Origin of the sequence: Roseburia lenta (genome assembly GCF_014287435.1) — a bacterium.
GTDB lineage: Bacteria > Bacillota > Clostridia > Lachnospirales > Lachnospiraceae > Pararoseburia > Pararoseburia lenta.
The window spans coordinates 159,723-179,328 of sequence record NZ_JACOPG010000002.1 but is presented as its reverse complement, the minus strand read 5'-3'; the positions used below and the strand labels follow the sequence as shown (position 1 = coordinate 179,328).

The following is a 19,606-nucleotide window of genomic DNA, read 5'->3' as shown; positions in this document are numbered from 1 at the left end:
AAGGAACAGATATGGGAATCATTGAAGCAAAAGATTTAGTACATGAATATATCATCCGCGATGAAGAAGGCAATGTGGAGAGCATCCGCACAGCCCTCGATCATATGGATCTTTCCGTGGAAGCGGGACAGTTTATCGCGGTATTGGGACATAATGGATCGGGCAAGTCTACCTTTGCCAAGCATCTGAATGCTCTTTTGACACCGAGCGAGGGAACTCTGATCGTAGACGGCATGGATGTATCGGACGAGAGCCTGACCTATGATATCCGACAGGAAGCCGGTATGGTCTTTCAGAATCCGGACAATCAGATCATTGCCAGTGTGGTACAGGAAGATGTCGGTTTTGGACCGGAAAATATCGGTGTGCCGACAGAGGAGATCTGGGAGCGGGTGGAAAAGAGCCTGAAGGCTGTCGGTATGTGGCAGTATCGGGAACACTCTCCCAATAAATTATCCGGTGGACAAAAGCAGCGTGTGGCGATCGCCGGAGTTATGGCGATGGAGCCAAAGTGTATCATTTTGGACGAGCCTACTGCTATGCTGGATCCGAATGGACGAAAGGAAGTTTTGGAGGCTGTGCATGCGCTCAACCGTGAGAAAGGTGTGACCATTATTTTGATTACACATTATATGGAAGAAGTTGTGGACGCAGACTATGTATATGTCATGGATCAGGGCAAAGTCGTTTTGGAGGGCAATCCGCGTGGTATCTTTTCACAGGTGGAGACACTCAAGGAACACAGGCTGGATGTGCCGCAGATCACGCTTTTGGCGCATGAACTGCAAAAAGCGGGACTTGCTATACCGGATGGTATTCTGACAAGAGAAGAATTGATCGATGCCCTGCAAAAAGTGGCAGACAAGAGAAAATAAGGTGAATTATGTCATTTATATTAGATAATGTATCTTATCGTTACAGTGAAAAAACAGCATATGAGATCACAGCACTGGATCATGTGAATTTGCAGATCGATGACGGTGAATTTATCGGCGTGATCGGGCATACCGGGTCCGGAAAGTCGACCCTGATCCAGCATCTGAACGGGCTGCTGAAGGCGACGGAAGGCACGATCTACTTTAACGGACAGGATATTTATGAGGAAGATTATGATCTTCGTGATCTGCGTATGCAGGTGGGCATGGTCTTTCAGTATCCGGAACATCAACTTTTTGAGGAGACAGTCTTTAAGGATGTCTGCTTCGGTCCTAAGAACCAGGGCTTGCCGGAAAAGGATGTTACGCTTCGTGCCTATGAAGCATTGCAAAATGTGGGCTTGCCGGAAAAATATTTTGATGTTTCTCCTTTTGAATTGTCCGGAGGACAAAAGCGTCGTGCTGCAATCGCCGGTGTGATCGCCATGAAACCGCAGGTGCTGATCTTAGATGAGCCGACGGCGGGGTTGGATCCGAAAGGACGTGACGAGATCCTGGATATGATCGCAGATATGCATGCCAGATATGGCAACACGGTTATATTGGTCTCTCATAGTATGGAAGATGTGGCAAAGTATGTAGACCGTATCATTGTCATGGATCACGGACATGTCAAGTTTGATGATGCGCCGCGTCAGGTCTTTCATCATTATAAGGAGTTGGAGGAGATCGGACTTGCGGCACCGCAGGTGACATACCTGATGCATGAGATGAAGGAAAAGGGCATGGATGTGTCAACAGAGGCGACGACCGTAGACGAAGCAAAAGAGGCGATACTACGCCTGATAGGATAGAATTATGTTAAGAGATATTACATTAGGACAATATTATCCGGCGGATTCTGTCATTCATAAACTGGATCCCCGGACAAAGTTATTTGCAACACTTCTGTTTATCATCAGTGTCTTTTCTTTTGACGGCATTGTGGGATTTATCGTCATGACCGCCTTTTTATTTGGCGTGATCGCCCTGAGCAAGGTGCCTTTGTCTTTTATGCTGCGCGGACTCAAGGCTATTATGATCCTGCTTGTTATCGCGGGTCTTTTTAACCTTTTTCTGACACCTGGACAGGTGCTCTGGAGTATCTGGAAGATCCACATCACGCGGGAAGGACTGCGCAATGCGGTGCTGATGACCATCCGCATGGTCTATCTGATCATGGGATCGTCCGTGATGACGCTGACGACAACCCCGAACCAGTTGACGGACGGCTTGGAAAAGGCATTGAAGCCTTTGCAGAAGATCAATGTACCGGTGCATGAGATCGCAATGATGATGTCAATCGCCCTTCGTTTTATCCCGATCCTGATCGAGGAGACGGATAAGATCATGAAGGCGCAGATGGCAAGAGGTGCGGATTTTGAAACGGGTGGACTTGTCAAAAAGGCAAAGAATATGGTGCCGCTCTTAGTACCGCTTTTTGTATCAGCGTTCCGCCGTGCCAACGATCTGGCACTGGCGATGGAAGCAAGATGTTATGTTGGTGGCGAGGGCAGGACCAAGATGATACCACTGGTCTATCATAAGGTCGATCGTCTGGCGTATGTGGTCGTGATCGCCTACTTTGTCCTCTTGATGGTCATAAAGGTGGTGCTTTAATGCAGGTAAAACTGGTTGTGGCATACGAGGGAACCAACTACTGCGGATGGCAGATCCAGCCAAACGGGATTACGATCGAACAGGTGCTCAATGAGACCCTGAGTTCTCTTTTAGGGGAAGAAATCACGGTGACGGGAGCCAGCCGGACGGATGCCGGTGTGCATTCTCTGGGCAATGTTGCTGTTTTTGAAACCCATACCAAAATGCCGGCGGAGAAGATCTCTTTTGCACTCAATCAGCGCCTGCCGGAAGATATCGTGGTGCAGGAGTCCTGCCAGGTGCCAGAGGATTTTCACCCACGTTTTTCCAAAAGCAGGAAGACATATGAATATCGTATTTTAAATTGTCGTTTCCGCCAGCCGCTGGAGAGAAGGACAAGTTATTTTTATCACTATCCGCTGGATGTCAGTGCCATGCAAAAGGCGGCGGCTTATCTGGTGGGGGAACATGACTTTACTTCCTTTGCGTCCGTGCATGCGCAGACCAATACTTATGTGCGCATGATCTATGCACTGGATGTGGTGCGTGAGGGAGACATGATCCGTATCCGCGTGCAGGGGAATGGATTCCTTTACAATATGGTGCGCATCATAGCCGGAACCCTGATCCAGGTGGGCGCAGGGATCAAAAAGCCGGAGGATATGGAAAGCATCCTTGCGGGAAAGGACAGAGAATTGGCAGGACCGACAGCACCGGCGCATGGACTTACCATGATCGGGCTGGAATATTTATAGAAAAGAATTGACAAAAAGCCGTGTGCGTAATATAATGTAACGGCTGATGTAGTTTAGAAGCACAGTTTCATTAGCCCCGAAACGTGTTTTGACTATAGACATGTCAGTGATCGTATTTCGGACATTGTACGAGACTGACGCTTTATGTTATTTAAGGAGGAAACCAAATGAAGACTTATATGCCAAACCCAAGTCAGGTTGAGAGAAAATGGTATGTAGTAGATGCAGAAGGACAGACATTAGGTCGTCTTGCTTCTGAAGTTGCTAAGGTATTAAGAGGAAAGAACAAAGCGATTTACACACCTCATGCTGATTGCGGAGATTATGTGATCGTTGTTAATGCAGAGAAGATCAAGGTTACTGGTAAGAAGTTAGACCAGAAGATCTATTATCATCATTCAGACTATGTTGGTGGAATGAAAGAGACAACTTTAAAGGAGATGTTAGCTAAGCATCCTGAAAGAGTTATCGAACATGCAGTTAAGGGAATGCTTCCAAAGGGACCTTTAGGAAGAGAGATGTACACAAAGTTATTTGTATACGCTGGCCCAGATCACAAGCATGCAGCTCAGAAACCAGAAGAGTTGACATTTTAATTCGGTAAGGAGGTAAATCACATTGGCTAATACAAAGTATTACGGAACAGGAAGAAGAAAATCATCTGTTGCTAGAGTATATTTAGTACCTGGAACAGGTAAGATCACAATCAATAAAAGAGATATCGATGAGTATCTTGGACTTGAGACTTTAAAGGTTGTTGTTCGTCAGCCACTCGTTGCTACAGACAATCTTGACAAGTTCGATGTTTTAGTAAACGTTAAGGGTGGCGGTTACACAGGTCAGGCTGGTGCCATCAGACACGGTATTGCTAGAGCATTACTTCAGGTAGACGCTGATTACAGACCGGTTCTGAAGTCTAACGGATATCTTACAAGAGATCCTAGAATGAAAGAACGTAAGAAGTACGGCTTGAAGGCAGCTCGTAGAGCACCGCAGTTCTCAAAGAGATAGGATTTTCACAATTCAGAACATCCTACGATGTTTCAGAAGAGTATATTACACCTCAGGACTTTTGCCCTGGGGTGTTTTTTAGTTAGAAAATGTCCACCTTTTAATCGCATCTTCTTGCGGCAATTGCGGATACAAGTACAAGCACACCGACAAACGTCATACCAACATAGGAAATCTGCATTGCCGCCATAATACCTATACTATCTTCCAGTATGGCCTCCAAAGACATAAAGATGGTGCTGCCGAGCGCACCGGAAATTGTGCGAAGGGATGTGATCAAAGACTGACCGAAAAACCGGTTGAAAGTTGAAAGATCGAACCTTTACCGAGGTTGCTGATACCATACAAAATACCGGTAAATCCAGTAACTGCGAGAATGGCAGATAAAATATCCAGTTTACTATGTTCATTTTCCAGAACATTATCCATGGCGAAAAAAGCAACCACAAGAGCAATGATACACAAAACTGCCAGACTATAAAAGATTATGCGCCAGCCCCAGTGATCGACAATGATACCGGCAGCCTGCATTATTCTGCCAAGCATCATGACAGTAAAACTTTGTGCAAATCCATTCAAGACAACCCCGATAGAAAACAGCAAGAGGGATGAAATGTAAAGGTTTTTCGTTGGAAATCGTTTGATGAGATAGGCTGTACACAGCACTAAGATGCCCATGACAAGGGAATAAATACTGGTCAGCCATTGCCCGGAAGAAGCAGCATTAAGAGAAAAATCTTCCATAATTTGGGGAAGTGCGGTGGTGAGAGCCGTTGAAAGCATGGAACAGACAACAACCGTTGTCACGATCACGATAAAGAGGGCGGTGACAAGTATTGTCAGGAAGGAAACTATATGGGATGGTCAGCACCGCTTGACCATCCTACAGAGTGGACAAGCCATGGCATCATCTATGAACCATCACAGGATTCGGAGTTTTTCGGTCATGCTTTTTACGAGGCAGCGTCTATCCGTAAGATCAATGGAAACTATTATTTTATCTATTCATCGGAAAACAGCAATGAACTTTGCTATGCAACAAGTCAGAACTACAATGAACCTTACCATTTTGGCGGAACCATTATTTCCAATGGAGATGTGGGATACCACGGAAGAAGTGGGGGAAATCGCACCAATCAGACGGCAAACGACCATGGAAGTCTGGCATGCATAAAAGGACAGTGGTATATTTTCCACCACAGACAGACGCACAGTGGTACTTTCAGCCGACAGGCATGCGCAGAACCGGTAAGGATCGCAGAGGATGGAAGTATTGCCCAGGTAGAATGTACTTCTATGGGATTCCATAGGGGAGCACTGGAAACGAAGGAATCTTATCCGGCAATTATTTCCTGTGTCTTGACCAATGGTGCTATGCCGCACATTACCAACACTTTGATACAGGAGGATATCATCTTCTCTGCCCGACCGAAGATGTGGTGGGTATTATTGTGGCTAATTTTGAGTGGCGCTTTCGTACCATACCGGCATTGAAGCCGCAAGCTGGACACAGTATGGAAAAGAGTTATGAAGAAGGTTGTAAACTCTTAAAACTCATGGATATTGACGATGTACCGCTTTACCATGGAGCCAAAGATTTTATAGAAAACAGGGCAGATCTTCCAACTTCCGAGGGATCGCGTTTCATTATTGAAGAAGCCATGCGGGAGTGTGAGGAGCCGTTGTATATTGCACTGCTTGAAAATGTCGCAGGACAAAGGCGGCATATAGAAAAAGCACCGCGGATCCTGGATGATTTTTTTGCCAGATTAAAACTTTGTTATGGCAATGAATAAATTCTTAAGCAAATCTTAAAGACTTGCCTCATTGAATCTTAATGCTATAAAAGCCACAATGGATATGTAAGAAAAACATATCTCTTGTGGCTTTTTTATATGGATCGTACATCTGTTTCCAAAGAAAAGATTTAGAAAAGTTAAGAAGTGTTTTTAGGGGATTGTTAAGAAATAAACACCATACTATAGGACGAAAAAAGATTGTAACAAATGATAGGTTTCTGCGTCTAATGGTAGAAGACAAGAGAGAAAGGACAGAAAAGATGGAAAATGTACTGGATTATTTGGAAAAAACGGCAAAGAAGTATCCGACACAGATTGCCGTGGAGGACGAAAATACATCTTTGATGTGGGCGGAACTGGTCTATCGGGCAAAGCGGATCGGCAGTGTCCTGTGCGATCAGATGAAAAGACAGGATGCCGTGGTCATCGTTGCGGAAAAGAGCACACAGACCCTGGCACATATGTTTGGCGTTTTGTATGCGGGAGGCTTTTATGTGATGGTCGATCCTATGCAGCCCCAAGACCGCATCCAGAGGATCTTTTCGGTTTTACGACCAAGCCTTGTGATCGCAGATGAAAAATACATGGAAAATGTAAAGCAGATCCTGAGTACTATGCAAAAGAAAGAGACAGAAGACAGACCAAGGCTTACGGCTATGCAAACGCTGCTGCCTTCCTATGATGTGACGGATAAGGTTACAGAAGATAGTGGCACTGCGGAAAATACAGCCGACCAGCCTTGGAATGATCTGGTCGCAGAAGTCAAATTACAGAAGATCCGAGCCAAGAGCCGGCCGACCGATATTCTATACGGTATTTTCACTTCCGGCTCCACCGGCATGCCAAAAGGAATTGCAGTCAGTCATGGTGCTGTCATTGATTTTATTTCACATTTTACACAGACCTTTTCCATCACAAAAGAGGATCGTCTGGGAAATCAGGCTCCCTTTGACTTTGATGTGTCGGTCAAGGATATCTACTCCTGTGTGATGACCGGAGCAACCTTGGTACTGATTCCGCGCACCTATTTTTCGGCACCACCACTGCTTTTGGACTATTTGTGTGACCGGCATGTGACCAGCCTGACCTGGGCGGTATCGGCACTGACCATTATTTCTTCTCTGGGAGGCTTGAAGTACCGGGTGCCGACAGAGATAAAGCGTGTCATGTTCAGTGGCGAGGTTATGCCGAACAAACAGTTAAAACTCTGGCAGGAGGCTTTGCCGGACGCTATGTTTGTCAATCTCTACGGACCATCGGAGATCACCTGTAACTGCACCTATCACATCATCGACCATGCGGTGACCGAGGGTGAAAAACTGCCGATCGGAAAGGCATTTGCCGGAAGAAGCGTCTTTCTTTTGGATGAGCATCATAGGCTCATCACAGAAGCCGGGCGACAGGGGGAGATCTGTGTAAGCGGGCAGTCCCTTGCCAACGGTTATTATAACAATGAACTGGAGACAAGAAAGCAATTCTGTTATCTGGAAAAAGAGCAGTTGCCAACCGACATGACAGGACAAGTTCTGACGGAGGGACAGCGTTTTTATCGCACGGGAGACTTGGGATATTTTGATGAGGAAGGACTGCTCTATTTCTGTGGGCGTAAGGATTTTCAGGTCAAACACATGGGGCATCGGATCGAACTTGAGGAGATCGAGCAGGCTTTGGATATGGTGCCAAATCTCAAACGTTCCTGCTGTCTGATGGATACAGCGCACAATCGGATCGTTGCCTTTTATCTGGGAAATGTGAAAAGTGCAGAGATCCGCAGGGCTCTGAAGGAACATGTGCCGGATTATATGGTGCCGCGTAAGTTTATCCAGGCAGAGACTTTTCCGCTCAATAAAAATGGAAAGACTGACCGTGCTTATTTTAAGAGCATATTGGAATCGGCATAATGAAAAAGATAGGAGACAGGAAACATGCAAGAAGAAAAATTTCCTTACATAGACCGGTTAGACGAGACCGTTTTAGATGAAGCCATCCTGCGCTTTGGTACACCGACCTATGTCTTTGATGTAGAGCAGGCAAAAAAGCGTGCCCGGGCATTCCGGGGGATCATAGGGCAGGCGGCGGATCTTTGTTATGCCATGAAAGCCAATCCCTTTTTGGTAAGAGCCATGGCAGAGGAAGTCAATCGCATTGAAGTGTGTTCCATGGGCGAATTCCGCATCTGTAAACAGAAGGAGATTCCGGCGGAGAAACTTTTGATCTCCGGCGTGATGAAAGACCGGGATGATCTGTGGGAGATCTTGGAGACTTATGGAAACCGCTGCCATTATACGATCGAGTCCTTAAATCAATATGCCATTTTAAATGAATGGGCACGAAGCAGCGGGAAAAAGGTTCCGGTATATTTGCGCCTGACTTCCGGTAACCAGTTTGGCATGGATGAGGAAACGCTGACCAATATTGTGGAACTGGAACAGGATAAAGATCTTTTGGAGATCTGTGGCATCCACTATTTTTCCGGGACACAGAAGAAGCGGAAAAAGACCTTGGAGGAATTGACATATCTGGATGAAGTCTTTGCCCGATTAAAGGAAAAAACAGGCTATCAGGTGACGGAACTTGAATACGGACCGGGGCTGGCAGTACCTTATTTTGCCAGACAGGCGGATGAGCGTTTTGAGACTTTGGAAGCCATTGCGGATGCCTTGGCAAAAATGCAGTGGCAGGGCAAGGTTACTTTAGAAATGGGACGTGCCTTTGTGGCGGATTGTGGCTATTATATTACGACGGTCAAGGATACCAAGCGAAGCGGTGACCAGAATTACTGCATTATCGATGGCGGTATGCATCAGGTCAATTATGACGGACAGATTCGGGGCATGTATCAGCCCAAACTGACCATCCGTCCGCAGGGAGCCAGAGGAATCTATCAAAACTGGACGATCTGCGGCGAACTCTGCACGGGAAATGATATCCTGGTGCAGAATATCAAGATTGATGATCTGCGGGTCGGCTCGACCATCATCTTTGAGAATACCGGAGCCTATGCAGTCACGGAAGGGATGGCACTTTTCTTAAGTCATGTGCTTCCGGCGGTCGTTCTCTACGATCCGGTCGGTGGTTTTACGCAAGTCCGGGCAAGACGCGAGACTTATGTTTGGAACTCATAAAATACAGAATAAGAGGAGAAATAAAAATGGAAGAATTACTTACTATCTTAAATGACGTGGATGACAGCATTGATTGGGAACATGAGGAGGGATTGATCGATAATCGCATCTTAGATTCCTTTGGCGTGATCTCCCTTGTGGCAGAATTGGACGAGACTTTTGATATTGAGATCGAAGCATCCGAGATCATCCCGCAGAATTTCAATTCTGTGCAAGCCATTTATGCTATGGTAAAGAGATTGCAGGAGAACTAAGATGGCTTACCATGAAGTGACCTATCTCTTTCTCTTTTTGCCACTGGTGCTGATCGCTTATCAGATCGTGCCACAAAAGAGGCGCTGGTGTGTCCTGCTTCTGGCAGGATATGCATTCTTTTGGTCTTTCAGCAAAAGTCTGGTATTGGTGTTGATGGCAACGTCCATGTTTACGCATTATATCGGACTTTGGCTGGAACGGGTCAAAGAGGACGGAGATAAGAAAAAACAAAAGTGGATTTTATTTTTCGGTGTCTTTGTCCTGCTGGCTGTCTTGGGCTATTTAAAGTATGCAAATTTCTTTGTAGAAAATGTAAATGGTCTGCTGACGGCAGTGGGTAAGTCAGGCATGGCACTGGAGACGAAAAAAATAGCCGTTCCCATCGGTATTTCTTTTTACACCTTGCAGGCGATCGGCTATATGGCGGATGTCTACTGGGGCAAGATCCCGGCAGAACGACATCTTGGGAAAGTGGCACTTTTCCTAGGCTTTTTTCCGCAGATCATGGAAGGACCCATTGCCATGTATTCCCAGACAGCGGATGCACTGTGGAGTGGAGAAAGCCTGAAATCCGAAAATCTGGCGCAGGGATCTATCCGTATCCTCTGGGGACTTTTTAAAAAGATGATCATTGCAGATCGCCTTTATTATCTGGTAACAGAGGTCTTTGACCACTATGAGAACTACAGCGGTGCCATCGTGATCGTGGCAGCCGTTTCCTATGCCGTGCAGTTGTATATGGAGTTTTCCGGCTGTATGGATATCGTGATCGGAAGCGGACAGATGTTTGGTGTGAGACTGCCGGAGAATTTCAACCAGCCCTTTGCCTCCAAGAGCGCGGCAGAGTTTTGGCGCAGGTGGCATATGACACTGGGCGTATGGTTTAAGACCTATGTCTTTTATCCGGTATCTGTTTCACCATTCATGCGAAAATGGAATAAATTTGGAAAAAAACATGTGGGAAAATATATGACAAAACTGGTGGGGTCTGCCATCGCTCTTTTCCCGGTCTGGCTTTTTAACGGACTTTGGCACGGACCGCAATGGAACTATATCTTTTATGGTATGTATTATTTTGTCATCCTCTTGCTGGAAGTGGCATGTGAACCGCTCAAGGAGAAGTTTTATGCTAAGACCGGTACAAGCGAGACAACCGGCTGGTGGAATGTCCTGCGGATTGCAAAGACCTGGATCATTATTTTTACCGGAGAACTTTTCTTCCGTGCCAATACGCTGACGGCGGGCTTTTCCATGTTTGCAAGCATTTTCCGGGGATTTGCACCGGAAAGGCTCTGGGACGGAACCCTGCTTCGCATGGGACTGGACCTGGCAGATTATAGCATTATCATTGCCGGCTGTATCGTAGTCGGTATTGTGGGACATTTGCGGGAAAAGAAAAAATTGAGTCTGGATCAGATCGCTGGCATGCGTCTGCCGGCTCGCTGGGGACTTTATTACGCGCTTATTTTTGCCGTGATCCTATTCGGCGCATATGGCGTGGGTTATCAACAGGTGGATTTGATTTATGCTGGATTTTAAAGAAAAAATGAAAATAAAAAAATATAGAAACAGCCTATTTTTTGTCATACTGGCACTGCTGATCATCGGCAGTTCTGCCGGGTTGTCCTATTTGTCCATGCAGGACGATCATCTGCTCCAGAGCCGCAATAAGAGCATGATCCGTATTCAAAAACAGAGGGAGGACTCACTGGATGCCCTCGTGGTCGGAGACAGTTTGAGTTACAGTGCTATCTCTCCTATGAAAATGTGGGAAGAGAAGGGCATTGCATCCTATGTCTGTGGACAATCCGGGCAAAAGCTACAGGAGACCTATTCCATGCTGGAGATCGCCTTTAAGACCCAGCATCCCAAGGTAGTAGTCATGGAGACAGGACCTCTCTTTCGTGTGCGCGGTAAGAGCGAGGAGATCAAGTCAACGCTTTCCGAGATGGGCAACCGCTATTTTCCGATCTTTCGCTATCATGATGTCTGGAAGACCCTGCTCTTTGGCAAAAAGTATGCAGAACAGGATTTTGAGGGCTATCTGGTGCGCGGGACAAAGATCCCTTATACCCATGGCGATACTTATATGAGCAAGGCAAAGACGCTGGAGGAGATCAAACCAAGCATTGATCTGTATATGCAAAAGATCATTGCACTGTGCAAGCAAAATGATGCCAAACTTTTGTTGGTAAGCGTGCCATCACCGCACAACTATAATACGGCACGCTGTAATGCGATCGCGGCATATGCAAGGGAAAATGGTATTGCCTATCTCAATCTCAATGATACGGCAAATCCGGTCGGGATTGACTGGTCAAAGGACTGTCTGGATAAGGGAGATCATCTGAATGCATCCGGCGCAGAGCGGGTCAGCATCTATCTGGCTGCCTATCTCAAGGAAAACTATGATCTGCCGGATCACAGAGGAGAGGAGGCTTATGCGTCCTATACACAAATGGAAAAACAGTACGATCGGATCGTGAATGAGAAAATAAAAGAGATCCGTGAGTAAGGAAGAAAAAGACAGGGAGTTCCCCCTTGTCTTTTTTTGTATTTTTGGCTAAGATACAGAGTATAGAGATATAGAAAAGAGCAGGAGGTTTTTCATATGAAAGTAACAATTTCAGATGCTATTCGATACATCGGTGTGGATGATACCACCATCGATCTGTTTGAAAGTCAGTATGTTGTGCCGGAGGGCGTTTCCTACAATTCCTATCTGATTCTGGATGAGAAGGTCGCGCTTATGGATACAGTGGATGCCAGAGGTGCCGAGGCATGGGAAAAGAATCTCATGGATACTTTGGCAGGACGCAAGGTAGATTATCTGGTGATCTCCCACTTGGAACCGGATCATGCCGGAAGCATTGGCAGACTGGTGGAATTGTTCCCGGAAGTGACGCTGGTGGGCAATGCTAAGACTTTTGCTATGCTGCCACAGTTCTTCCCGGATGGTGTGATGGAGTGCGAAAAATTAACGGTCAAAGAGGGCGATACCTTATCTTTGGGCAGCCATACACTGACCTTTGTCATGGCACCCATGGTACACTGGCCGGAAGTTATGGTTTCCTATGAGTCCAGTGAAAAAGTCTTATTCTCTGCGGATGGTTTTGGCAAGTTTGGCGCCCTGTCTTTGACAGAAGATGCGGACTGGGCTTGCGAAGCGCGCAGATATTACTTTAATATCGTAGGAAAATACGGCAATCCGGTGCAGGCACTTTTAAAGAAGGCGGCAGGACTTGATATTGCCACGATCTGTCCTTTGCATGGTCCTGTTTTAAAAGAAAATCTGGGTTATTACATCGGACTTTATGATACCTGGAGCAAGTATGAACCGGAAAGCAAGGGCGTTTTGGTGGCATATGCATCCATCCATGGAAACACGAAAAAGGTGGCAGAAGCACTGGGGCAGATGCTTCGGGAAAAAGGCGTAGAAAAGGTGGTTGTCAGTGATCTTGCCAGAGAGGATATGGCAGAAGTCATCGAGGATGCTTTCCGCTATGACCGTATGGTACTTTGCGCAGCATCTTATGATGGCGGCGTATTCCCATGCATGCAGGACTTCTTACATCATTTGCAGTCCAAGGCATATCAGAAGCGCACGATCGGCATGGTAGAAAATGGTTCCTGGGCGCCATGCGCAGCCAAGGCAATGCGTGAGATCGTGGATACTTTCAAGGATGTGACTGTGGTAGAACCGCTTGTGACGATCCGCTCTACCATGAAGGACTCTGATCGTAAGACCATGGAGGCTTTGGCGACCGCAATCGCAGAGGCATAGACTTTGGGCGAAAATGAAAGAGAGAGATTATTTATTTGATAATTACAAGGCATTTCTGATCGTACTGGTGGTTGTTGGACATTTTATTGAAGTGGCATCGGATGACAATGTGGTGATGGAAACGACAAAGTGGATCATCTTTTCCTTTCACATGCCTGCTTTTGTATTTATCTCAGGGTATTTCTCGAAAAAAACACAGGGCATCTACAAGTTGTTACAACAACTTGTGGTGCCTTATCTTGTGTTCGAGATTCTTTACTACATACTTTATACTTACATTCTGAATAGGGACACGGAACTGGCGTTTTTATATCCAAAATTTTCTCTATGGTATCTGCTTGCCATGTTTATGTGGAAGATGATTACACCGCTGTTTCGTCGACTGCCGGGTTATCTTTGGATTGCATTTGTGCTGGGACTTTTCGTAGGGGCATCATCCTTGGATGATAACTATCTGACTTTGCCGCGTATGTTTACCTTTTATCCCTTTTTCCTATTGGGGATGGACTTAGATCGGAACAGGATTGACCTACTTCGTGCGCGCATCCGTCGTATGTGGGCATTTGGTATATTTTTAGCCATCAATGCATTTTTGGCATGGGTTGCAGTAAGTGATCGTATTTCTATCAAAATTTTTTATGGCAGGTACGACTACGAATATCTGGGATTGTCTGTGCCCATGGGGATCGCACTTCGCGCAGCCTGCTATCTGATTTCCTATATTATGATCTATGTTGTTGCTATCATGATTCCGGGAGCGAAAAACAGTCTTTCTGCCCTGGGGCAAAAGACCATGGCGATCTATCTGTTTCATGGATTGATTTTTGCAGTCTTCCGGCGCGGAGAAATCTGGTATCAGAGTTTGGGGGAGATTGTGGAGGATGCTATTTTGGTGGAGGCATCCATCGGAACCATCTGGCTTCTCTGCCAACGGCCATTCGTAGCATTTACGGATTGGGTAACGCATATCCCGATGCCGCTGCTGCAAAAAATCGCTAACTTCGGGTTTATAGGTCATTTGGAAAAATTACGTGGTGTAGGGCAACAAAAATTGTAAGGAAAACAGGAGTCTTGTCTTGCTATGAACCAAATCCTAGTATAAAATAGGAAAAGATGGTAAAAACACTGTCAAACATTGCGGTGATCAAGATAGCACAGATAAGGAGGAGACTATGGAACAAAATACGATTTGTGTGCAGGGAGGTTACACACCGGGCAACGGCGAACCACGTCAGATCCCGATCATTCAGAGTACAACCTTTAAATACGATACGAGTGAGGATATGGGAAAATTATTCGACCTCGAGGCAGAAGGCTATTTTTACACGAGATTGCAGAATCCGACCAATGACTATGTGGCAGCAAAGATTGCCCAGTTGGAGGGCGGTACAGCGGCAATGCTTACCAGCAGCGGACAGGCAGCCAATTTCTTTGCCCTCTTTAATATCTGCGGAGCAGGGGATCACATTGTATCTTCGACCAGTATCTATGGCGGAACTTACAATCTGATCTCGGTGACGATGAAGCGCATGGGAATTGACGTGACCTTTGTAGACCCGGATGCATCGGAAGAAGAACTCATGGCAGCTTTTCAGCCAAACACCAAGGCAATGTTTGGTGAGACGATCGCCAACCCGGCACTGACGGTTCTGGATATTGAGAAGTTTGCGCGGGTTGCTCATGCAAATGGGGTACCGCTGATCGTGGACAATACTTTTGCAACACCGATCAACTGCCGTCCGTTTGCATGGGGTGCAGACATTGTGACCCATTCTACGACCAAGTATATGGACGGACATGGCGCCGGTGTTGGTGGCGCCATTGTTGACAGTGGCAACTTTGACTGGATGAAGTATGCGGATAAGTATCCGGGACTTTGCACGCCGGATGAGAGTTATCACGGTGTGACCTATGTGGAGCGTTTTGGTAATGGCGGTGCATTTATCACCAAGTGTACGACACAACTGATGCGTGATCTGGGATCGATCCAGAGCCCGCAGAATGCCTTTATCTTAAATCTGGGCTTGGAGAGTCTGCATGTGCGTATGGCAAAACATTGTGAAAATGGACAGGCTGTGGCAGAATTTTTGGAAAATCATCCAAAGGTTGCCTATGTCAATTACTGCGGACTTCCGGGGGATAAGTATCATGCGCTGGCAGAAAAGTACCTGCCAAACGGCTCCTGTGGCGTTGTCTCCTTTGGTCTGGTCGGCGGAAGGGATGCGGCAAGCACCTTTATGAAGCATTTAAAGATCGCAGCCATTGAGACCCATGTGGCAGATGCCAGAACCTGTTGCCTTAATCCTGCATCCAGCACACATCGTCAGATGAATGATGAGCAGTTGAAAGAGGCAGGTGTTCCTGCAGAACTGATCCGTATCAGTTGCGGTATCGAAGACAAGCGTGATCTGATCGCAGATCTGGCACAGGCACTGGAAGCCATCTGATGACAAGAATTCCTATCGGTTTATAGGAAAATGCGAGACCCCAAAAAATCAGGGCTGGGGCATTATTCCTCAAGGCGAAAAACAGTGAGGACTTGTACGCAAATAAGAACACAATCGGCGCATTTGAATGGGAGAAATTCTGTTGAAATGTGCCGATTTTTACGTTACCATAAATGTAGATATACACGTCTCTTTTGGACTTTGTTTTGTCAAAAAATTAACGAAGCAGGGGCTTTGGTGAGTGGGGTGTGTGATAAATTTATGAGGAGGAGAATAAATGCAAGATTACAAGGTCATCGAAGTAAAGCGCAGTATCTTTGAGGACAATGATGCAGATGCTGCCAGACTTCGTGATGAATTGAAAGAGCAAAAGACTTTTCTTTTGAACCTGATGTCTTCACCGGGAGCAGGCAAGACGACCACACTTCGTCAGACTATTTCCCGTTTGAAGGATGAAATGCGCATCGGTGTCATGGAAGCAGATATTGATTCTGATGTTGACGCAGCAACCATCGCAGAGACAGGTGCAAGAGCCATCCAGATCCATACCGGTGGTATGTGTCATCTGGACGCAGACATGACCAGACAGGGCATCCATGAATTTGGTACCGATGATCTGGATCTGGTCGTTCTGGAAAATGTCGGCAATCTGGTCTGCCCGGCAGAGTTTGATACCGGTAGTGTCAAGAATGCTATGATCTTATCGGTTCCTGAGGGGGACGATAAGCCTTTGAAGTACCCGCTTATGTTTTCTATCTGTGATGTGGTACTGATCAACAAGTGCGATACACTTAGCGTATTTGATGATTTTTCAAAGGAAGCAGTAGAGGAGCGTATAAAGAAATTAAATCCAAATGCTCAGGTGATCTTTGTTTCCGCAAAGACCGGAGAGGGATTTGATGCCTGGTGTGACTGGCTTCGCAAGGAAGTAGCAGACTGGCAAAATAATTAATAAGCATAAGAAGAGAAATGTGGAGGAAAGTATGGAAAGAAGTAAGGACGAAAAGTATCTGATGACACCGTATTCATTGGATGAGGATCGTAACAAAAAGGATCCGAGAGCGGGATATTGTATCGAAGAGTTAAAGAATAAGCCGTTCCGTGAGCCACTTGCAAAGTTTGCAAAGGCTGTTACCGACCGTGCAAAGGTACAACTTGGCAAGGAAGATATCACAGCAGAAAGCCCGGAGTACTGGGGACTTTACAATCTTGTTACAGATGAGCAGTGCGAGATCGGTATCAAGATGGAGAAGCGTCATCCAAGAACACTTGCTGATATGAAGGCTCTTTGCCCGGAATATTCTGAGGAAGAACTCTTGAAGCAGTTGGAAGAAATGTCTTATAACGGTGTGATCGAGTGGAATTATGAGAATCCACAGCATGAGAAGCAGTGGGTACTTCCTATGTATGTACCGGGTTCTGCTGAGTTCGGCAACATGAATGCAGACCTTTTGGAGAGACATCCGGAAGTAGGACCATTCTTCGAGCGTATGAGCCGTATCCCATTGGAGGGGCTGACCCAGATGGTACCACAAGGCGGCGCAGGCGTTGGTATGCACGTTATCCCGGTAGAGGATGCTATCAGCATGGAGAACAATTCTTCTTCATTGGAGCATATCTCCTACTGGCTGGACAAGTACGAAGGAAAATATGCAGCCAGCCCATGTTCTTGTAGAAAGTCCCGCAAGACTTTTGAAGAAGGCTGTGCGGATGATCCGGAAGGCTGGTGTATCGCAATCGGCGATATGGCTGACTACGTTGTTGAGACAAACAAGGGTGGCCGCTATATCACCAAAGAAGAAGTATTAGAGATCTTAAAGAAGGCTGAGGACAATGGTTTTGTTCATCAGATCACCAATATCGACGGCGAGGAAAAGATCTTTGCTATCTGTAACTGTAATGTCAATGTATGTTATGCACTGCGTACATCACAGTTATTTAACACACCGAATATGTCACGTTCTGCTTATGTAGCACATGTTGTAAAGGATAACTGTGTTGCCTGCGGACGTTGTGTTGAGGTTTGCCCTGCCGGTGCCGCAACCTTAGGACAGAAACTCTGCAAGAAGGACGGATCTGAGGTCGTATATCCTAAGATGCCACTCCCAACCGAGCAGAAGTGGTCTCCGGATATGTGGACAGAGGATTACCGCAATATCAACCGTATCAATACACACAAGACCGGTACTGCTCCATGTAAGACAGCATGTCCTGCACACATTCCGGTACAGGGTTATTTGAAGATGGCTGCACAGGGCAGATACGAAGAAGCCTTGGCTCTGATCAAGAAGTACAATCCACTTCCGGCAGTCTGCGGACATGTATGTAACAGACGTTGCGAGGATGCATGTACTCGTGCAACGATCGATGAGGCGATCGCTATCGATGAAGTAAAGAAATTTATCGCAATGCAGGATCTCAAGGTAGACAAGCATTATGTACCAAAGAAGGTCATTCCAAAGATCCAGGGTGGTTTCGACGAAAAGGTAGCCATCATTGGTGCAGGTCCTGCCGGTATTTCCTGTGCATATTATCTGGCAGAAAAAGGCTACAAGCCAACCTTGTTTGATAAGAACAAGAAGCCGGGTGGAATGGTTACATACGGTATTCCTTCTTTCGTTATGGAAAAAGATGTTGTTGAGGCAGAGGTTGACGTACTCCGTGAGATGGGCGTTGACATTCGCCTTGGTGTTGAAGTAGGTAAGGATATTACCTTAAAGCAGTTGCGTGAGGAAGGCTACAAGGCATTCTATATCGCTATCGGCTGCCAGGGTGGACGTGGTGTCAATGTTCCTGGTGAAGATGCAGAAGGTGTAATGAAGGGTGTTGACCTTTTACATACCGTTATTGACGATGAGTCTTACACACTTTCCGGTGACACCGTTGTTATCGGTGGTGGTAACGTAGCCATCGATGTATCCCGTACCGCAGTTCGTTGTGGATCTCCTAAGGTAACACAGGTTTCTCTGGAGACACGTGATATCATGCCGGCACTTCCGGAAGAGATCGAACTGGCTGAATCCGAAGGTATCGCATTCGCAGGCGGATGGGGACCAAAGGAGATCCTTACAGAAAACGGTAAGGTGACCGGTATCGTATTCAAGAAGTGTACACAGGTTAAGAATGCAGAAGGACGTTTTGATCCGAAGTACGATGAGAACGAGACGATGACAATCGCATGTAGCAACGTCATCCTTTCCGTAGGTCAGGCAACCATCTGGGGTGACCTCTTAGAAGGTGAAAATGTCGAGTTTAGAGGACCGGCTCCGGTTGCAGACAAGGTTACCTTCCAGACAAGTGTTCCGGATATCTTTGTCGGTGGTGATATGTTCTACGGACCAAGATTTGCTATCGACGCTATCGCATGTGGTAAGGAAGGCGCAATCTCTATCCATAGATATGTACAGCCGCATTCATCACTTACGATCGGTCGTGATCCAAACTACTTCTTAGAGTTGGATAAGGATGATATCAAGGTTGAGAACTACGACAACACAGGTCGTCAGACAGCAGTGATCAAGAAGAATGCAGATGGCAAGTTGACCTTCCGTGATATGAAGGAAACCTTTACCGAAGAACAGGTGAAGGCAGAGACAAGCCGTTGCTTAGGCTGTGGTGCGTCTATCGTTGATCCGAACAAGTGCGTAGGTTGCGGTCTTTGTACAACCAAGTGTGAATTTGATGCGATCAAACTTACAAGAGACAATCCAAAGGCTTCTACTATGCGTAAGTCAGAGGATAAGTTGAAGTATATTCTGCCAAATGGTGCTGCACAGGCAATCAAGCGTCCATTTATCAGAAAGACTTCGAAAGAGACTGCTTGGTATGTTGAAAAATAAGATATAAAAAGAATAGACACTCTCCCTGTTGGTATGTGATACTGACAGGGGGAGTGTTTTGTATTTGATGAAAGTAAA

General features: G+C 46.2%; 18 protein-coding genes and 1 pseudogene. 18 read left to right on the top strand and 1 reads right to left on the bottom strand.

The genetic code is table 11. From position 1 onward, the window contains the following. Positions 1-11 precede the first annotated feature (11 nt). From H8R94_RS04810 to rpsI, 6 genes are all read left to right on the top strand, one after another. Entirely contained in the window at positions 12-875 is an 864-nt protein-coding gene (locus H8R94_RS04810; protein ID WP_118280209.1) for an energy-coupling factor transporter ATPase, read from the top strand. 8 nt (positions 876-883) lie between these two features. Further along, positions 884-1,729: an energy-coupling factor transporter ATPase gene (locus H8R94_RS04805; RefSeq protein WP_178010917.1), complete on the top strand. Its 846-nt coding sequence runs from the start codon at positions 884-886 to the stop codon at positions 1,727-1,729. Positions 1,730-1,733: 4 nt separating this feature from the next. After that, positions 1,734-2,534, top strand: coding sequence for an energy-coupling factor transporter transmembrane component T family protein (locus tag H8R94_RS04800; RefSeq protein ID WP_186854045.1), 801 nt, complete (start codon positions 1,734-1,736; stop codon positions 2,532-2,534). Further along, positions 2,534-3,268 carry a tRNA pseudouridine(38-40) synthase TruA gene (truA, locus tag H8R94_RS04795; protein WP_186854044.1) on the top strand — a complete coding sequence of 245 codons (735 nt, stop codon included), beginning with the start codon at positions 2,534-2,536 and terminating at the stop codon, positions 3,266-3,268. Before H8R94_RS04800 ends, truA begins: the two co-directional genes overlap by 1 nt. Positions 3,269-3,435: 167 nt before the next feature. Then, positions 3,436-3,864, top strand: a complete 429-nt coding sequence (gene rplM, locus H8R94_RS04790; protein ID WP_118535214.1) for a 50S ribosomal protein L13 — start codon at positions 3,436-3,438, stop codon at positions 3,862-3,864. A 22-nt stretch (positions 3,865-3,886) separates the two neighbouring features. Beyond that, positions 3,887-4,279, top strand: a complete 393-nt coding sequence (rpsI, locus tag H8R94_RS04785) for a 30S ribosomal protein S9 (RefSeq protein ID WP_118280204.1) — start codon at positions 3,887-3,889, stop codon at positions 4,277-4,279. A gap of 276 nt (positions 4,280-4,555) precedes the next feature. Here rpsI and H8R94_RS04780 read toward each other — a convergent pair whose 3' ends face one another. Beyond that, entirely contained in the window at positions 4,556-5,086 is a 531-nt protein-coding gene (locus H8R94_RS04780) for an MFS transporter (protein WP_330593031.1), read from the bottom strand. A gap of 33 nt (positions 5,087-5,119) precedes the next feature. Between H8R94_RS04780 and H8R94_RS04775 the strand changes: the two are divergent. From H8R94_RS04775 to H8R94_RS04720, 12 genes and pseudogenes are all read left to right on the top strand, one after another. Next, a pseudogene (locus tag H8R94_RS04775) lies at positions 5,120-5,773 on the top strand (family 43 glycosylhydrolase); the annotation flags it as partial. Beyond that, on the top strand, positions 5,731-6,075 hold the full coding sequence (locus H8R94_RS04770) for a hypothetical protein (RefSeq protein ID WP_186854041.1): 345 nt from the start codon (positions 5,731-5,733) through the stop codon (positions 6,073-6,075). The pseudogene H8R94_RS04775 and the gene H8R94_RS04770, both read left to right, overlap by 43 nt. Positions 6,076-6,338: 263 nt before the next feature. Beyond that, positions 6,339-7,979, top strand: coding sequence for an amino acid adenylation domain-containing protein (locus H8R94_RS04765; RefSeq protein ID WP_186854040.1), 1,641 nt, complete (start codon positions 6,339-6,341; stop codon positions 7,977-7,979). Positions 7,980-8,003: 24 nt separating this feature from the next. Then, positions 8,004-9,203: a diaminopimelate decarboxylase family protein gene (locus H8R94_RS04760; protein WP_178011044.1), complete on the top strand. Its 1,200-nt coding sequence runs from the start codon at positions 8,004-8,006 to the stop codon at positions 9,201-9,203. 26 nt (positions 9,204-9,229) lie between these two features. Then, positions 9,230-9,457, top strand: coding sequence for an acyl carrier protein (locus H8R94_RS04755; protein ID WP_118280199.1), 228 nt, complete (start codon positions 9,230-9,232; stop codon positions 9,455-9,457). A 1-nt stretch (position 9,458) separates the two neighbouring features. After that, on the top strand, positions 9,459-10,997 hold the full coding sequence (locus H8R94_RS04750) for an MBOAT family O-acyltransferase (protein WP_178011046.1): 1,539 nt from the start codon (positions 9,459-9,461) through the stop codon (positions 10,995-10,997). Then, entirely contained in the window at positions 10,984-11,973 is a 990-nt protein-coding gene (locus H8R94_RS04745; RefSeq protein WP_186854039.1) for an SGNH/GDSL hydrolase family protein, read from the top strand. Before H8R94_RS04750 ends, H8R94_RS04745 begins: the two co-directional genes overlap by 14 nt. A 96-nt stretch (positions 11,974-12,069) precedes the next feature. Beyond that, on the top strand, positions 12,070-13,242 hold the full coding sequence (locus H8R94_RS04740) for an FprA family A-type flavoprotein (RefSeq protein WP_186854038.1): 1,173 nt from the start codon (positions 12,070-12,072) through the stop codon (positions 13,240-13,242). A 13-nt stretch (positions 13,243-13,255) separates the two neighbouring features. Beyond that, a complete protein-coding gene (locus H8R94_RS04735; protein WP_186854037.1) occupies positions 13,256-14,299 on the top strand; it encodes an acyltransferase family protein in 1,044 nt (347 codons plus the stop codon). A gap of 115 nt (positions 14,300-14,414) precedes the next feature. Then, a complete protein-coding gene (locus H8R94_RS04730) occupies positions 14,415-15,689 on the top strand; it encodes an O-acetylhomoserine aminocarboxypropyltransferase/cysteine synthase family protein (RefSeq protein ID WP_118280194.1) in 1,275 nt (424 codons plus the stop codon). Between the two features lie 277 nt (positions 15,690-15,966). Next, positions 15,967-16,641: a hydrogenase nickel incorporation protein HypB gene (gene hypB / locus H8R94_RS04725; protein WP_118280193.1), complete on the top strand. Its 675-nt coding sequence runs from the start codon at positions 15,967-15,969 to the stop codon at positions 16,639-16,641. A gap of 31 nt (positions 16,642-16,672) precedes the next feature. After that, positions 16,673-19,528 (top strand): FAD-dependent oxidoreductase, encoded by a 2,856-nt coding sequence (locus tag H8R94_RS04720; protein ID WP_186854036.1) that lies wholly within the window; start codon positions 16,673-16,675, stop codon positions 19,526-19,528. Positions 19,529-19,606: the final 78 nt, after the last annotated feature.

Bases quoted from the DNA above. Each gene is read 5' to 3' on its own strand.
- H8R94_RS04810 (WP_118280209.1), top strand. From the start codon at position 12: ATGGGAATCATTGAAGCAAAAGATTTAGTACATGAATATATCATCCGC.
- H8R94_RS04805 (WP_178010917.1), top strand. From the start codon at position 884: ATGTCATTTATATTAGATAATGTATCTTATCGTTACAGTGAAAAAACA.
- H8R94_RS04800 (WP_186854045.1), top strand. From the start codon at position 1,734: ATGTTAAGAGATATTACATTAGGACAATATTATCCGGCGGATTCTGTC.
- truA (WP_186854044.1), top strand. From the start codon at position 2,534: ATGCAGGTAAAACTGGTTGTGGCATACGAGGGAACCAACTACTGCGGA.
- rplM (WP_118535214.1), top strand. From the start codon at position 3,436: ATGAAGACTTATATGCCAAACCCAAGTCAGGTTGAGAGAAAATGGTAT.
- H8R94_RS04765 (WP_186854040.1), top strand. From the start codon at position 6,339: ATGGAAAATGTACTGGATTATTTGGAAAAAACGGCAAAGAAGTATCCG.
- H8R94_RS04760 (WP_178011044.1), top strand. From the start codon at position 8,004: ATGCAAGAAGAAAAATTTCCTTACATAGACCGGTTAGACGAGACCGTT.
- H8R94_RS04755 (WP_118280199.1), top strand. From the start codon at position 9,230: ATGGAAGAATTACTTACTATCTTAAATGACGTGGATGACAGCATTGAT.
- H8R94_RS04750 (WP_178011046.1), top strand. From the start codon at position 9,459: ATGGCTTACCATGAAGTGACCTATCTCTTTCTCTTTTTGCCACTGGTG.
- H8R94_RS04745 (WP_186854039.1), top strand. From the start codon at position 10,984: ATGCTGGATTTTAAAGAAAAAATGAAAATAAAAAAATATAGAAACAGC.
- H8R94_RS04740 (WP_186854038.1), top strand. From the start codon at position 12,070: ATGAAAGTAACAATTTCAGATGCTATTCGATACATCGGTGTGGATGAT.
- H8R94_RS04735 (WP_186854037.1), top strand. From the start codon at position 13,256: ATGAAAGAGAGAGATTATTTATTTGATAATTACAAGGCATTTCTGATC.
- H8R94_RS04730 (WP_118280194.1), top strand. From the start codon at position 14,415: ATGGAACAAAATACGATTTGTGTGCAGGGAGGTTACACACCGGGCAAC.
- hypB (WP_118280193.1), top strand. From the start codon at position 15,967: ATGCAAGATTACAAGGTCATCGAAGTAAAGCGCAGTATCTTTGAGGAC.
- H8R94_RS04720 (WP_186854036.1), top strand. From the start codon at position 16,673: ATGGAAAGAAGTAAGGACGAAAAGTATCTGATGACACCGTATTCATTG.